The following is a 15,819-nucleotide window of genomic DNA, read 5'->3' as shown; positions in this document are numbered from 1 at the left end:
CATGTCGCCAACGTGTCATCGACACAATCACCGATTTGTTACAGTTCGAACCGCGAACGAACGGTGATGTGCACGGATTCGCCCCTGGCGTCCAATTCAACGCGATCGATCACGGCCTCGACCCACGCCCGACGCTCCTCGGGGTCGATGTCCCTGTCGGCGAGTAGCCATGCCTCTATCCTCTCGCGCTCGGCCTTGCGCTCCATCGCCTCCGTGCGCTTCGCGATGCAGCGTCTACACACTTGCTCGCGCAATGCATGCCAGCGGATCTCGGCCTCGCGCTTGCGCACCGTGTACGTGTTCACATCGAGATCGCCATAGGCATAAAGGGTGGCAAGTCTTCCCTTGGCCGCCTCAATCGTGGCCAATTGCGCTGCCATAAGCCGCAAATCGTCTGCTGCGCCTGAATCGTCGCCGTGGATTGCGGAACCAGAGAGATGATCCCACACGTCGTCCCAAACCTGGCTCTTCATAACCCGGTGCACGAACTCGCGCCAGACGACTTGCTCGATAGCCGCGGCTGGTACCCGTTTGCATCGATAGGGGCAGCGGGGCGTCTGTTTGACAGCTTCCGGTGGACGCCGATACCACCGCTGTGTGATTCCCTTCCCGTTGTCAGATGCTGCACTATACCACGTCTGGTGACATATTGAGCAGATGAGGTAACCTCCGAGCAAGTGCCGTTTGGCTTTCGCCGTACGCCCGCGCGCCCGCGACCTGCGGCGAGCGTTCACGGCCTTTGCAAGAGCTGAATCAACGATCCGTGGGACAGGGATGCAAATCCAGTCACTAGGTTGTCGCCAACCCACCACGATGCGCCGATTCGAGCGCTTTAGTCCAGGCACCCTGCGGGCGAGCCGCAGGGCCTTGCGGGTTGTCCTGCGGTTAAAGTACCAAGTACCCGTGTACATGGGATTGGCCAAAATGTGTCCGACGGTTGCGTGTGACCAGTTCGTGGATAAACGCGTCTTCGTGGGCACACCTAACGCATCGAGGCGTTTGGCAATCGCACGCAGACTGAGTTGTTCGTACGCATACCATCGATATATCATGCGGACGACGGCGGCCTCACTGTCGACGATGACGAGCTTGCCGTTTTCATAGCGGTAACCATAGGGGTCAATACCCGTTGGCATGTACTGTCCGCCCTTGGCAGCCCTCAATTTTCCGGAGAGTGTTCGACGACGTATCTGCCGCAGCTCATATTCTGCAATACTAGAGATAATATGGAATAGAAGTACCGCCTCGTCGGACTGATCCCAGTTGGGCACATCGACAAAATGAAGTTCCACGCCGCATTGTTGCAATTCGCGGACAATAATCGCCTTGTCAGCAACGTTGCGCGAAAGCCTGTCGGGATGTTTGATGACGACCCTTGCAATTGCGCCGCGCCTGGCGTCATCGAGCAATGCCAACAAGGCCGGTCGATCCATGTCTTCCCCGGATGCCCCAGCTTCTTCGTACACGCGGATGTCCGCTTGGGAAGCGCCTAAAGCCAGTGCGTAGTGAATACACTGCTCACGCTGGACCGCGAGACTATGCCCTTCAGCGGCCTGCACGCCTGTTGACACGCGCGTGTACACGGCTGTCAGCATCGGCATTCCCCGCTTTCTCACGACGATCGTGACGCCCTTGCGAACCTTGCCAAATGAGCCTAGCGAAAACGTCCTTTGCTTGTGCTGGCGACATCGGTGTGGTCGAAGTCTGCCAGTCAACATAAAACAGCCGATCCATGATGACACCCCCTTCCCGGTTGTATGCGAAAGAGGAGATGTCCTAACACGGATCGGCTATTGATGCACAGAAATGAACCCGCTTATTTAGTTGGTATCATCGTGTTTCGATCCTTTACTTCGCCGATGCTCCCAGATGCGAAACCACACAAATAGTGCAATCAGGAGGATGACAACGACAATCAAGAGTACGATGTGATGTTTGAAAAACGGCCAGTACTTCGTGACGAATTCGCCAATATAACGACCAGCGATAATGAATAGGCCCGACCAGACGATGGCGGCAATGGTATTAAACACAAAAAACAACCAAGGCTTCATGCGGTTGATGCCGGCGAGGTACGGAATCAGGATGCGCACACCAGCGATAAATTTGGCGATGAACACCACCCAGAGCTCATAACGCTGAAATCGTTCATTTGCGGCGTCGAGTTTTGCTGGTGTGATACCAATGAATTTGCCAAAAAAGAGGACGATTGGACGGCCAAGATACCACCCAATGAGGTACGCAACGGCCGACCCAATCAAGTTGCCAAGGCAGCCAGCAAGCCAAAGTGGTACAAGGTGAAAGACGCCTTTTGACCACTCAATACCGGAGAGCGTGAGCGTGGTTTCCGCAGGAAACGGGAAGCCGATGGCTTCAACCAGGATGATGAGAAACACACCAAAATATCCGTATTGATGGATGATCTCCTGAAAGTGCACAGAGTCGCCTCCTTGGGCTACCGCAAGTGACATTGTCGACGACACTAAGAAGTTTGATACGTCCGGGATTGATCAGGACGATTTGATTTCAATTGGCACGGTCGGCCTGATCAAAGCGGTGGACACATACCAGCCTGCAAAAGGCACGAAGTTTGCGACATACGCCGCGCGCTGCATTCAAAATGAGATTCTTATGCAGCTGAGGGCGCAGCGCAAAACGCGTAAGGATGTCTCACTGTACAGCCCCATTGGCACAGATAAAGAAGGCAACGAAATCACCATCTCCGACATTTTGTTTTCTGAGAGCGATTCCACTGAAGATGAGGTCAGTCGGAAGATGGAAATCGACGGCATGAAGAAACTACTCGATGTCCTAGACGAACGGGAACGTCGCGTGATCGAGTTGCGTTTTGGACTCGTAGACGGTCATGAGTGGACGCAAAACGAAGTGGCGGATCTGCTGGAGATATCCAGATCTTACGTTTCCCGATTGGAGAAGCGTGCCTTACTGAAAATGTTCCACCAGTCCTACGCAGGCCAAGAACGCAAACGTGCTTACCGACATTCGCGCGCGCAATCGTAATCCTGAAATGCCGTCCGGATCAATGTCCGGACGGCCAAGTTCCCAATGTAACTTCGATTGTAATCTTCTTCCCATGGCGCAGCACCGTCAGCGTTACCTTCTGACCGGGATTGTCCTGATTGATATACTGGGTCAACTGTTCAATGCTGTTTACTGGCTCGCCATCGATGCCCACGATAATGTCCCCATTGCCTTTCAAGATGGTATAGGGATCAGCTGTATCGTTGGCACTATTCAGCTTATTCGCATTGCTGTCGCCTTGCAAACCAGCTTTCGCAGCGGGGCCGCCCTTGGTCGTCTCCGTGACGTAGACGCCGGACGAGACAGGCAGGTGCATGGCTTCCTGCATGAGGTTATCGATATCCATTCCCTCAATGCCAAGCCATGCATGCGCGATGGGCTGACCGGACAAGAGCTTTGGTTCAAGCTGAATTAACCTATCAATCGGAATGGCAAAACCGATGCCAATCGAGCCTTCGATTGGACTTTCAATCAAGGTGTTAATGCCGACGACCTGACCTGCAGCGTTGAGCAAAGGGCCACCGGAGTTGCCCGGATTAAGCGGCGCGTCCGTCTGGATCATGCCGTTCATGACATGACCGCTCGATTCAGACATGGAGCGATTCAAGCCGCTGACGATCCCGGAGCTGACACTCGACGTGAGTTCAAACGGGTTGCCAATGGCAATGACCAGGCTACCTGGCTGTAGCGATTTCACCGACCCGAGTGGCAACGGCTGCAACGAAGAGGGAGCGGGGATGCGAACGATGGCGAGATCGTCCAATTTGTCAGCATTGAGTACGCGTCCGACATACTGACGGTTCCCGCTGGATACCTCGACGGTCTTGGCACTGCCGACAACGTGCGCATTTGTCGCAATATCCCCGTTATGGTCGATGAGAAAGCCTGTGCCGATATCCTCTTCGGCCCCGCTGTCCGAAGCTGACTTGCCCCCAGATACCGCCGTGATCGTGAAGATACTATTTTTCACGCGGTTGTATATATCCGTAACCAAGGTTGTATTGTCAACGCCAGGAATCGCGGTGGTCGAGCTACCCGATCCCGAACCGTTACTCGCAACCGAAGGTACGTATTCCACCGTCGTTTGGTGTCCGGAGTGGCTGATGGCTGCTCCCGTCCAAATGCCCAGCACATAAAACACCGCGAGACCTGCGACGATGCTTGGTAGCAACACCGTTCGCCTACGCCGGCCGTCGCCCGGCCAATCGTCAAACTCATCGAAACGCCGCCCCATCGTGCCTCCCCCTTTTGCCACCACGTGTTGTTGCCTTCATTCTAACCATCCGCCTCTACATGCACAAACAAAAGGCACGTTACAACATGCGAGGTGGCTGTTACGCGTCGACCAGTGTGGCGATGATGTGTTGTAACCGATTCACCAATTCCGGATCAGGCTTTTGATCCGCCATCCTACGCCCGTTTAGAACGCGTTTTGCGGCGCTACCATAATACGCAGCCACAGCCGTCTCCAACTGCGCACTGCAGCGCTGCACGAGAAGATCGCCCCGCTGTGCGAGTATTTCCTTCGCAGCGGCCATCGCAACTGGTTCCGTCGCCTCCATCATGGCGCTTTGCCCACCGCCTTCAAAAAACTGCTTGGCAGAGGAGAAGTGGCGGAAAAATGGTTCAAACAGACCTCCGTCGAGATGTGCAGGCGCGGCATGAAGAACGTCGTCGACCACTTGAAAATCCCCTGCGGTCGAATCGTCATGCGTCGCACCAGCGAGCGACAACCTCGTCATTTCTTCTTCCCAATGTGTCTTTTCGCCGGTCAGTACCTCGCTCGCCAAGCGTTCCGCGCGAAGCGCAAACGTACGCAGTTCAATGTCGATCCGCCGTCCAATGGCCCCTGCCAGCTCCGTCGCCGCCTCCCGCAACTTGTCCGTTGGCTTACCAAGGCGAAACCTTCCTGGGTGGAATGCCTCGCGGAACAAGTCCCGATAAGCAAAACGCAGCCGTTCCCCCGCGTGAAATAGGAGTTCGTGCAGTTCCTGCGCCAGTGGCCGCACCAAGCGCGCTTCACTATCCACACGCGCAGCCTCCATACGCTGGTTTAGTTCATCGAGTTCCCTAAGGCGCGACGTGCGCTCCGCGTCGTCCGCCGCGATGCGCAATTGTTCCTCTCGCTGCCGTGCAACCAGTTGTTCGCGCAAAGCAGCCAACGTGCGCCTTGCCAAGTCTGCGGCCAAGCCGTCTGCGGACGACTCGACATATTGGATGAGATCGGCCTGTAGGCGATCGACGCCAGCATACTCGCGAAGCGCGGTGAGCGAAGCCGCATCCGGCTGCCATGTCTCATCGCGCAAGCGCGATCGCGCAAGTGCCAACGCGTCGGCATCGGTCATGTCAACTGCCAGGCGCCGCCCCGCTTCGGCCAATTGCGCCGAAACCTCGTAGACGCGTGGTTGCCGGATACCGAGGCGTTTGAGTTCGGATATGACGCGCGCTCGAACCTGTTCGCGTTCCTCGTCACTCGTGGCGAGATCGACAGCGTTGATGGCTGCGAACAGCTTATTCTGCTCAGATACGTCCTGAACCCCGGCAAGCTGTAAGAGGAACTCGCGATCCGCCTGGCTGAATGCATGCGTGTAGTACATGACGAACAGAACGGCATCCGCTTCGCGCATGTACGAGAAGGCAACATTCGTATGGCGCTGATGGATGGAATCGACGCCCGGCGTATCGACGAAAACGAAGCCTCGTTGCAAAAGCGGATCGTCCACCTCGACGTCGACACGGCCGACATATGCCGCGTATCGTTCGTCGGCTGAAAATGCTCGCAAATCTTCGACACTGGCTACCCAAGTGGTCCCAAGCCTAGCGCGCATGTCTTCATAACCGTCACGCAGCGCCTTCAGAAAACGTACGTGGCGCCGATAGGCGACCGGGAATTGCGTGACGGTTAGGCGATCGATCTCGGTCATCGCCGCAGAGAGGTCGCTCGCATGCCGATTCAAGGCTTGTAAAGTCGACTCGACGTCGCGCCACAGTTCCTCTTCCGTCTTCGCCGCAATCTGAACCTTCGCGTCGTCCTTCGTCGCACCGCGCAGTTCCGTGACGGCTGCGGTCGTCGGGCTTGGGGAGACGACGAGCAATGGCCTTCCCAAAATGGCGTTCAACACAGAGGATTTACCCGCTGAAAACGCGCCGAACACAGCGATGACCATCTGCCTTTGCGAAAGTCGCCCGATGGCCGTGTCCATGAATCGAGTGTCGATTCCGCTGATGTCGCGCACGGATTCCTGCAACTTCACCAGTCGTTCGATATAAAGCTCGCGGTCCTGCGTCATACCGATGGCACCTCCCCCGCTGCTACCAAATCGAGTGCACGCTGCTCGCGAGCGCAGATGTCCAGATAAGCCTGCAATGCTGCACAGCGATCACTTGCCAACTCCATATCTGCACGGGTGGTCGCCTGCTCATCCTCACACTTTGCGAGACAAGCGGCGACAAACTGTTCGGCCAAGTTGGCCGCGGTTGCCAAAGCATCCCGTTTAACGCGCGCGACAACATCTTTGACATACTGGTATGGATACTGTGATGAAACCAAGGCACCAGGCTTCACGAGACGCGAAACATAGTCAACATCGACGTCGATATGAATGGCAGCCGCACCATCGGCCAGTCGGGCGCTCGTGGCGGGATCGATTCCAGCCTGCCGCACATCGCTCGCGATTTGGTTGGCCAGTGGCGTCAAAAGATAGTTGTGGACGCGCTCTGCAATGTCTTGGGCAAACGCCTCTGCGCGCCGCAGCCGTTCCGCGTCGGTCTTCTGTGCGGATCGAAACAACCCGACCTTAAATTCGGGTCGCAAGCTTTCGACATAGATACGCCCCTTTTCGGTGGTATCATAGGGGGCAATTTGGGCGAGTTCAATCAAGCGCAACCAGCTTTCACGCGTCGCCTGAGCCTGATCGCGCGCGGCTTGCATACCTGTGTCGTACTGCTCCCGTAGATGGCGTAGCTTTTCCGCTTCGCGATCCAGCCAACTTACCGCCTCGTCTGCAGAAAGCGGCGCACTCCCACAAGCCTTGGCGACAGCCTCGCCAGCAGCCTGGACAAGTGGATCAAAATAGGCTGCAACACCTTCTTTGGCTACATCGACAAGGCGGCGGCGCACATTCTCGACGCCTCCGTCCGCCATCTCGGATTCGGCTTGTGCGACTAACCAACTCCGCAATGCAGGCAGTTGATTGTGCGGAGATTGGCCAACCGTAGTGAAGAAGATGGTATCCTCCGCAATGCCGTAATCCGCAAGAACGCTATACACGCTGTCAGCAAACTGGACAAATGGCAATTCGGACTCCAGATGCTTGTCAATTTGATGCACAACAAACGCCAGTCGTTTTCCCTCGTCGACAAAGGCGTGTAGCAATTCAAGATTTTCCTCGGCTTCGACGTGCTGATAGTCAGCGACAATCACGACGCAATCCGCCTGATACAAGGCGTTCATGGTGGCCTCTTTATGCCGCTCGTCCGTCGAGTCGATGCCAGGGGTGTCGAGCAACTGTAGCTGCCCAGTGCTCCCTGGCAGACTCATGAGCACGCCCTCGACGTCCGCCGTCGTCGGATTCGCTCCCGTTTTGAGGCGAGTGCCTGACAAAGCGCTCACCAAGCTCGACTTGCCAGCCGAGAACAAGCCGCAAAATGCCACCGTAAACGTCGATTCGGCAGCCGGATCGGCCAATATATCAAGCAGTCGGCGCGCATACACGCCGCCGCCAACGCTCTCCAACCACGCTGCGATCCGCTCGTATTGGCGCCCCATCTCCAACGTGGATTCCATCGTTTTTGACATCTTTGACCAAAATCTCCTCTCCTAGCTCCTTGCTCTTTGTTCATGATACGTGAAAACTGCATTTCGCGCACGAGCTGTCTTAGATACATGCCGCAGCGCGTGGTTGCCAAATCAGCATACGATATCAGAGAACCGACGTGCAGGAGGTGAGGGGTGTGCGACTGCAATCCATCATCAAATTCGGCGGGCTTGCGTTCGATATCGCAAACGATGAGAAGGTGCAACAACTCGCCGGTATGGTGCACAGCGGGGCCAAGCGCAGGGGTCTTTTGCAACCGTGGACGCCGCCGGCGCAAGGGCACCCACATACACCTTATCCGCCCGCCCACTGGCCCACGAGCAGCCAGCCTATACCGTTTGCACCGTCGCATGGAGCGCCGTCCCCGGCATCCCATTCGCCCGCTAAGGCAGAACCAGCCCCCGAGGAAGCAAAACCATCCGGGGCGGATGGCTGGAACCTCGAAAAATGGGTTAACATGGATAATGCCAAAAAAGTCATCGGGTGGATGGGGACTCTTAATCAAATGCTGAACAAACAGTGACGTCCCCAAAAGCCGCGAAAGGGCCGGGAGGTCATTGTATTGGAAATTGGCACACCATCGCGACCAAGTCTCTTCCTCTACCGCCTCTTTCGCCATGTGATGCCGCTCGCACGCGCCGAACTTGCGCATTGGCGCGGGCGGGCTGCAGCCATTCCAGATCCCACATTGCGCCAACAGGCGTTAGCCAGCCTTGCAGACAAGCAATTTCACGCGGACGGTGGCACGGTCTATGCTGCTGGCAATCGACGCTACGCGCAAACACTGGTCAAAGTCATTGTTGCATTGCAAACGATCAGCGATTACCTGGACAACCTTTGCGATCGCGCCAATGTCCTGGATGGCCCGACATTTCGCCAGCTACATTGGAGTATGCTCGATGCGGTGCGTCCCCATTTTCCCTTGCGCGAGTACTATGGGCGCTGGGGCAGGGTCGACGACGGAGGTTATCTCGCTGAGTTGGTACAAACGTGCCAGCAAGGACTTACGCAATTGCCCTATTACTCCGTTGTACAGCCGCAGGTCAGCTGGTACGTCGAACGCTATAGCGAATTGCAGGAGCACAAACACATTCAGCACGCAATGCGCGAACAACGACTCATCGACTGGAGCAAACCCTATCTGCACGACTATCCGGATACGAAATGGTATGAATTTGCCGCCGCAACTGGCTCCACCTTGGGGATGTTTTCACTGTTTTTGGCTGCCACGGAACCCATTGAACAGGAAACGGTACAGCTCATCCACAAACACTACTTTCCCTGGATTTGCGGCCTACACATCTTGCTCGACTATTTCATCGATCTTTCTGAAGATCAACAGGCTGGCGACTTTAACTTCGTAGCATGTTATGGGGATCCATCGCTCGCTTTCCACCGTCTCCGCCACTTTGCGCAGCAAAGTCGGCAGAGCGCCGAACACATTCCCATCGGCGGCCGTATTCACAGGTACGTCGTACAGGGGTTACTCGGTATGTATCTATCCGATCCGAAAGTGGAGCAACAAGCGGACGTTCGCAAAGCCCGACGGCTGGTCTACGCCTTTGGCCCTACCTCCATCATGTTCTATTTGGCGACACACCTGTACCGTAGAATCGCCTGATCAAATCACCTGATCAAATTGCCTGATCAATCAGAAGGCGCCTTGCGGTGAATGCGCACGCGCACCGTATCTAAAACACCGGGAATAGGCGCCCCCGGTTTTTCCACTTCCACCACAACAGCACGAATAAGCGGAAACTCGCCCAGAACCGTTTGCGCAATCCGCTCGGCCAATGCCTCCAAAAGACGCTTAGGTTCCCCCTCTACGATCTTTTGCACGGCAGCATAGACATCGGCATAATTTACGGTCAAGCCGAGATCATCGGCTTCACCCGCTCGACGCAAGTCGATAGACAACCAAAGGTTGACGATGAAACGTTGCCCAAGTTGCCGCTCTGCGTCGTACGCACCGTGATAACCGTAAAAACGCATACCGAGCAGTGCGATTTCATCCAGCAACCCATCCGTTCCCCCTGTCTTATTCACTTTCATCCGCCCCCTCGCGTTCATTCCCCATCTTCTCGACGAGCGCCGCCACTTCGGCACCAAACAGCAGGATGATGAGTGCGATATACATCCACAATACGAGTAAAATAACGACGGTCAAGCTGCCATAGATGAAGTGGTAGGTCACAAGGTGACTCGCATAGACGACAAACAAGGTGCGAGCGAGATCGAGCAAGATGGTGGACGCCAATGCACCCAAAATGACGCTGTTGACATCCACGCGGCGCGACGGCAGGTAACGATAAACGACGAAACTGGTCACAAATAAAGATAAGGGGTAAAGGATGCGAGTGATCCCGCGCAGGCGAGAGACCCAAGCGGCAAGAAAAGAACTTGCGGGTACATGCAGATGAACCATCGGAAAGATAGCCAACGCAATCGAACAGATCACAGCAAGCGCGATGAGCAGGCACAACATGATGGCCGCGACAATACGTCGAGCCAAAAATGAGCGTTGCGCCGTCACTTCGAAGATGCTATCCAGGGCCTGCTGCACAGCGATAAACGCACTGGTCGCCGACCACGCGAGCGTAATCAAACTGACGAAACCAGCTCGTGCTCCGACGGTGCCCAGCTTTTCTATGTTATCTTGGAGAAAGTGATTGGCATTCGACACATCTGGGTAATAGGGCTTGAGTGCTTCGACCAAGAGCTTGACCACAGGCTGGTGCGGCACGGCCAAACTGGCTCCGAAGATCATCAGAATGAGGAGCGGAAACAGCGAAAAAATGGCGTAAAACGAAATCTGCGCGGCGAGCGATGCAATGTCGTGGCGAAAGACGTTGACCAACAGTTGTGTCAAAAAGTCCCCGAAGACTCGAACACGCGTGCGTACGCCCATCGCACTCACTCCCGCAAGATAAATTCACCCGCAAGGCCGAACTTGTCCAATAGTGTGTCGCACCATCCCGCATCGAATGGCGCATGGATGTCGATCCACCGCTCGTCGTACGGGTGCCAGAAGCGCAAACTGGCCGCATGCAACGCAATTTGTCCTGGCGCTGGCCAATTGCCAAGCGTAGTTCCACCATACCATGCATCCCCGACGATGGGCGCTCCTTGTGCCGATAAGTGAACCCGTATCTGATGTGTACGGCCCGTGGCCAGTTGCAATTGCACCAGCGACAGCTCCATGCCCGACTGTTCGCGCACGGCAAGCACCGTTACATGTGTACGCGCTGGCTTGCCCGTAGATGCCACGCGAAATTTACCACGCTGATGGCGATCGCGACCAATGGGTTGATCGATCACGCCATTGGATAAACGTCGACCCCATGTGATAGCAACGTATGAACGCTGGATGGCCTTGTTGACAAGCTGAGCGTCGAGCGCTCTCAGCATAAAGGTGTGCTTGGCATAGAGCACTGCACCGGTCGTCGGGCCATCCAGTCGGTGCACGTGCAGACCCTGCCCATCGCGTTGCGCCAGGTAACCCGCGACGATGTCATCGAGGGCGGTGACAGTCGGATCCTCCGTATGAATAATGAGTCCTGCCGGTTTGTTGACGACAAGAACGTGATCGTCCTCGTACAAAACGGCAAGCTCTGGGGCGTTTGAAGAGGTAATCTCGCGCGTCGTCGGCCTCCCCCATGTTGGATCCGCGAGCAAGAGACGGCCCCCCGCTGCAAGTTCATCGGCAGGTTTCGCGCGATCCCGATTGTAGGTGACGCAGGCGCGATGAAAAAGCTGGTTGATAAAGCCATGTGGAAGCCCTAACCGCTCGCTTAGAAACCGCTCGACGGGCCATCCGGCTGACGCTTTATCCAGGCGTATGCTTAACACACCAGATCGAAATTGAACCTCCACCGCAACTCTCCCCATCTCCACGCAGACATTGTCATTATGTACCAGACCGTAGTCAATTCAATCCGTACCCCATCTTAACGGACAAAAAAGGCGCCACTGGACGGTGGACACCGCTCCGGCGACGCCTGCGATGAACTTGGGCAGGAAGGGAAACCCTTGAGATTCCCCACAATCCCTACCTACTTGGTACATTACACAGCTTCCACGTATTCCACGTCGGGTGCGACCTTCTTGATGGCTCGCTCAATGCCCATTTTCAACGTCATGACGCTGGCCGGGCAACCGACACACGCCCCTTGTAAGGAGACAAATACCGTCTTTGACAATTCGTCATACGACACAAACTCTACATCGCCGCCGTCCATTTGGATGGCGTCGCGAATCGAGTCGAGTGCCTCGCGAACCCGCGCTTCCGTGGAGGTAGCTTCATGTTCTGACATCGGTTCATCCCCTCCAAATATGTATTTAGCATACGCGCTACGGCGATCCGCATGCAAGAGGCGATTGCGCACACGTGAACTGGACGTCACGATCTACAGACAAAGCACACGCGCGACACCCATTCCAACTGGCGTCGCGCGACTCGACGATAGCCTTCAAAATTGAGGCATGCCCATGGGTGGCATCCCTGTTCCAAAGCCTGGTGCGACTGACTGAGCAATCACCTTGTGAAACGCAATGGTATGGGGTTCGAAGCGAAAAACCTCCTGGAATCCCAAACTGCGCGTAAATGCAAGGCTTTGTTCGTTGTTGTCCTGCACGAACACTTCGAGCGTATGAATGCCCATCCGCCGCGCATCTTCTTCAATTTTGGCGATGGCCGCCTTGCCGATACCAGCACGTTGATACCGTGGCTGGATCACCATCGCGCTGATGTGCATCTTCCCATCATAACTCGTCAGATACGAATAGTATCCAATTGGCTTGCCGTTTCGTTCGATTATGAATGTCGGCGCACCTGACTGGATGTACGTGCGAAATTGTTCCTCCGGGAACGGCTGTCCAAACGCCTTTTGATGCACATCGCCGAGTTCCGACTTCGTCAATGAAACGATAAAGTCGTCGTCTGCCGCAGTGCGCGGCCGATACGTGATTGTGACTGGGTCCTTTGTAACTGCCGGCTTTTTCGCCATTCGCTTCGCCTTTACAGCTGGCTTGCGAACCGCGGCCGGCTTTGCCTGGCGCGTTGAGCCAGGCACCATCAAATGGAGCGCATGCGTCTGCATATGATGTCCGACCTCCCTGAACAATTGCCCACCGTCGACACCACACACTATGCAGACGCCCATCCATTTGCGATTCCTTCAAAACGAAGGAATGAGTTTACCGCTTGCGGCCAAACCACCGACGCGGCGTTTTCGGTGCGCTGGTTTCCTCACGCTGGCGCCGCTGTTGCGCGTTTTTCAGACGCTTGCTGCTCACTTCGGTGACGACACTACCAATGTAGTTGCCCATAATATCCATCTTGTATTTGCGATTGACTTCAATCTTGTCGTATTCCTCTTTTGTCGTCCGGAAGGTCACAGTCGTGACGCGGTTGACGTTCACCCCGCGCATGGTCTGCCCGACGCTCACTCGCCCCGTCACTTGGTAAGTCGGCAGTGGGACATACTTGCTGACCCCAGAGGGGCCGCGTTCACGCACGCGTTTTTTTGCCAGCACAAATACTTCATGACGCTCTTTATTCGCGAGGTACTGCTCGTCAAACTTGCGCTGACGACGGCGCGCCCATAAATAGAAGAGCGTATAGACAATGATGAGAAATACCAAAACGCTCAATAAGATCAGCCAATATCTCAACGACAGATCCCCCTGCATCATCTATGCGATTGTGTTCCAACATGTTGTTGACTGGTCTATTGTACCACGGAATCTTGGACGGGCCGCAATCCTTTCTTCGCAACCCACTTCATGCCAACCGACGGATGAAACATGATTTGCACCTGTTCATCGCCACCGTCTTTTCCTGCCGCGATGTGCAACACAATACCTTCTCCGTATTGCGCATGGCGCACGTGCTGACCAGGGACAGGCGAAAACGTGTTTTGGATGGAAAGATCGAGTTTCGCGACAAGCTCGTCCGGCACTTCCGCGAGAAACCGCGACGGATCGCGCTGTACGGTTTGACCATAAATGGTCCGTTCCACCGCGTACGTCATATACAACTGATTCATCGCGCGCGTCATGCCGACATAGCACAAATTGCGTTCCTCTTCAACGGCGCGATCGTCATCCATCGAACGGGGATGTGGAAACAGGCCTTCCTCCATGCCGATGAGAAAGACGACCGGAAACTCAAGACCTTTACTCGCATGCATGGTCATCAAGCGCACGGTGCCTTGCCCTTTATCTCGCTCCTTATCGACGTCGCTGAGCAGGCTCACTTCAGCGAGAAACTCGGCCACAGAACCACCTCGGCGCCGGTCAAACGATTTGGTCACGCTGAACAGTTCATCGATGTTCTCCGCACGCGCTTGATCTTCTTTCTTGCCGCTTTCCAAATACATTTCGCGGTACTTTGTCGCATGTAGCACCTCGGCGAGATATTCGCTGACCGACATGCCCTCCATCCAAAGCATGAGTTCTTCCAACTGATCGTGAAATATGCGCGCAGCCTCACTGGCCTTTGCCGACAACCCCGCACTTTCGCCGCAGACCAAAGCCTCAAACAGGGTCATGCCCTCGCTGTGCGCGTAGTCAAACAAGCGACCGACAGTCGAATCGCCGAGTCCCCGTCGCGGTGTGTTGATGATGCGTAGAAGCGAAATCTCGTCCCGAGGATTCACCAAAACGCGCAAGTATGCAAACACGTCCTTAATCTCTCGCCGATCATAGAATGTCAAGCCGCCGACAATGGTGTAGGGGATAGCGCGACTGAGCAAAGCTTCTTCGACGGCGCGCGATTGTGCATTGGCCCGGTAGAGCACGGCACAATCGCCATACGATCCGCCGTTCAGAACGTGCTCAGCAATCTTTTCGGCAACAAACGCCGCCTCTGCCTCGCTGTCGGTTAAGCAGCATACAAGCGGCTTGTCCCCCGCGCCCCGCGTCGACCGCAGTGCCTTCTCCCTACGGCGCGTATTGTTGGCGATGAGCGCGTTTGAGGCTTTCAGAATCGCTTCGGTGGACCGATAGTTGCGCACGAGCATAACCACTTTCGCATCCGGGTAATCGCGTTCAAACCGCAACATGTTTTCGCTATCGGCACCCCGCCACGCGTAAATCGCCTGATCTGAGTCACCGACCGCGCAGAGATTGCGGTGCCCATCTGCCAATAGCTGCAAAAGACGGTATTGCGCGTGGTTGGTATCCTGGTACTCGTCCACTAAGATATGCCGAAACTTCGCCTGATATCGCTCGCGAATAGCCGAATCGCGCTCAAATAGTTTCACCGCGTTGCCAATTAAATCGTCGAAGTCCATCGCATTTGCGGCAAATAAGCGTTGCTGATACAACTCGTACACATCTGCGGCCACCAAATCGGTGATCACCGACTCGTCGATCACGGGCCCCTTGTCGCGCAACTGATTTTTCCAAAAGGAAATACGGCTGCCGATCGCGCGCGGGTCGTAGGTTTTGAGGTCGCAATTTAAGTCGAGCAAACATTGGGCGATGAGGGCCTGCTGGTCATCGCTGTCGAGGATGCTGAAGTTGGGCGTATAGCCAATCGCCTCGGCTTCGCGCCGAAGGATGCGCACACAGATGCTGTGAAACGTACCCATCCACAAATCATCCGCACGCTGGCCGATGAGCGAGCGAACGCGCTCTTTCATCTCACGCGCCGCCTTGTTGGTGAACGTGATCGCAAGAATTTCCGGCACAGGCACGCCGTGTTCCGCAATCAAATAGGCAATCCGGCGCGTCAGCACACTGGTCTTACCGCTGCCAGCGCCAGCGACGACAAGCAACGGCCCTGAGGCTGTGAGAACTGCCTCGCGTTGCTCAGGATTGAGCCCTGCCAGGAAGTCTTCTTGGGGTTTTGCCATGATGCACCTCCTCACTGGCCCGTGCACAGTTCTGCAAGATTACAGGCTACCACGGAACACGTTCGGAAAAAAGGCCTGTATACGGAACAGAAACTTCATCG

The 15,819-nt window shown here is 55.5% G+C and carries 15 protein-coding genes and 1 pseudogene; 3 read left to right on the top strand and 13 right to left on the bottom strand.

What is annotated here, in order from left to right:
* Positions 1-38 precede the first annotated feature (38 nt).
* From QMF38_RS00295 to QMF38_RS00285, 3 genes are all read right to left on the bottom strand, one after another.
* Positions 39-1,595 (bottom strand): recombinase family protein, encoded by a 1,557-nt coding sequence (locus tag QMF38_RS00295; RefSeq protein WP_281758212.1) that lies wholly within the window; start codon positions 1,593-1,595, stop codon positions 39-41.
* Positions 1,546-1,734: a hypothetical protein gene (locus QMF38_RS00290; RefSeq protein WP_281758211.1), complete on the bottom strand. Its 189-nt coding sequence runs from the start codon at positions 1,732-1,734 to the stop codon at positions 1,546-1,548. Before QMF38_RS00290 ends, QMF38_RS00295 begins: the two co-directional genes overlap by 50 nt.
* Positions 1,735-1,820: 86 nt before the next feature.
* Positions 1,821-2,438: a DedA family protein gene (locus QMF38_RS00285; RefSeq protein WP_281758209.1), complete on the bottom strand. Its 618-nt coding sequence runs from the start codon at positions 2,436-2,438 to the stop codon at positions 1,821-1,823.
* A 46-nt stretch (positions 2,439-2,484) separates the two neighbouring features.
* Here QMF38_RS00285 and QMF38_RS00280 point away from each other — a divergent pair.
* Positions 2,485-3,021: pseudogene (locus QMF38_RS00280) on the top strand (sigma-70 family RNA polymerase sigma factor); the annotation flags it as partial.
* Between the two features lie 19 nt (positions 3,022-3,040).
* Here QMF38_RS00280 and QMF38_RS00275 read toward each other — a convergent pair.
* The 3 genes from QMF38_RS00275 to QMF38_RS00265 form a co-directional block, all read right to left on the bottom strand.
* Entirely contained in the window at positions 3,041-4,276 is a 1,236-nt protein-coding gene (locus QMF38_RS00275) for a S1C family serine protease (RefSeq protein ID WP_281758207.1), read from the bottom strand.
* A 100-nt stretch (positions 4,277-4,376) separates the two neighbouring features.
* Positions 4,377-6,332, bottom strand: a complete 1,956-nt coding sequence (locus QMF38_RS00270) for a dynamin family protein (RefSeq protein WP_281758205.1) — start codon at positions 6,330-6,332, stop codon at positions 4,377-4,379.
* The gene (locus QMF38_RS00265) at positions 6,329-7,840 is read right to left on the bottom strand and encodes a dynamin family protein (RefSeq protein ID WP_281758203.1); all 1,512 of its coding nucleotides are present in this window, start codon (positions 7,838-7,840) and stop codon (positions 6,329-6,331) included. Before QMF38_RS00265 ends, QMF38_RS00270 begins: the two co-directional genes overlap by 4 nt.
* A gap of 155 nt (positions 7,841-7,995) precedes the next feature.
* Here QMF38_RS00265 and QMF38_RS00260 point away from each other — a divergent pair, with 155 nt between their 5' ends.
* Together QMF38_RS00260 and QMF38_RS00255 are read left to right on the top strand one after the other, a co-directional pair.
* On the top strand, positions 7,996-8,382 hold the full coding sequence (locus tag QMF38_RS00260; protein ID WP_281758202.1) for a hypothetical protein: 387 nt from the start codon (positions 7,996-7,998) through the stop codon (positions 8,380-8,382).
* Positions 8,383-8,421: 39 nt separating this feature from the next.
* Entirely contained in the window at positions 8,422-9,480 is a 1,059-nt protein-coding gene (locus tag QMF38_RS00255; RefSeq protein WP_281758200.1) for a tetraprenyl-beta-curcumene synthase family protein, read from the top strand.
* 26 nt (positions 9,481-9,506) lie between these two features.
* Here the strand turns inward: QMF38_RS00255 and folB are convergent, their stop codons facing one another.
* The 7 genes from folB to QMF38_RS00220 form a co-directional block, all read right to left on the bottom strand.
* Complete coding sequence (gene folB / locus QMF38_RS00250; protein ID WP_390853696.1) at positions 9,507-9,905, bottom strand: dihydroneopterin aldolase; 399 nt, start codon at positions 9,903-9,905, stop codon at positions 9,507-9,509.
* Complete coding sequence (locus QMF38_RS00245; protein WP_281758199.1) at positions 9,898-10,767, bottom strand: YihY/virulence factor BrkB family protein; 870 nt, start codon at positions 10,765-10,767, stop codon at positions 9,898-9,900. The genes folB and QMF38_RS00245 overlap by 8 nt, the downstream gene beginning before the upstream one ends.
* 5 nt (positions 10,768-10,772) lie before the next feature.
* Positions 10,773-11,732, bottom strand: coding sequence for an RluA family pseudouridine synthase (locus tag QMF38_RS00240; protein ID WP_281758198.1), 960 nt, complete (start codon positions 11,730-11,732; stop codon positions 10,773-10,775).
* A gap of 191 nt (positions 11,733-11,923) precedes the next feature.
* Positions 11,924-12,172 carry a NifU family protein gene (locus tag QMF38_RS00235; RefSeq protein ID WP_052012347.1) on the bottom strand — a complete coding sequence of 83 codons (249 nt, stop codon included), beginning with the start codon at positions 12,170-12,172 and terminating at the stop codon, positions 11,924-11,926.
* A gap of 156 nt (positions 12,173-12,328) precedes the next feature.
* Positions 12,329-12,958, bottom strand: a complete 630-nt coding sequence (locus tag QMF38_RS00230; protein ID WP_281758196.1) for a GNAT family N-acetyltransferase — start codon at positions 12,956-12,958, stop codon at positions 12,329-12,331.
* Between the two features lie 97 nt (positions 12,959-13,055).
* Entirely contained in the window at positions 13,056-13,532 is a 477-nt protein-coding gene (locus QMF38_RS00225) for a hypothetical protein (protein ID WP_281758194.1), read from the bottom strand.
* Between the two features lie 56 nt (positions 13,533-13,588).
* Complete coding sequence (locus QMF38_RS00220) at positions 13,589-15,718, bottom strand: ATP-dependent helicase (RefSeq protein WP_281758192.1); 2,130 nt, start codon at positions 15,716-15,718, stop codon at positions 13,589-13,591.
* Positions 15,719-15,819 lie beyond the last annotated feature (101 nt).

The sequence above is a fragment of the Alicyclobacillus hesperidum subsp. aegles genome (genome assembly GCF_027923525.1).
Taxonomy (GTDB): Bacteria; Bacillota; Bacilli; order Alicyclobacillales; family Alicyclobacillaceae; genus Alicyclobacillus; species Alicyclobacillus aegles.
The sequence above is the reverse complement of the archived record's forward strand: the minus strand, read 5'-3'. Positions and strand labels throughout refer to the sequence as shown.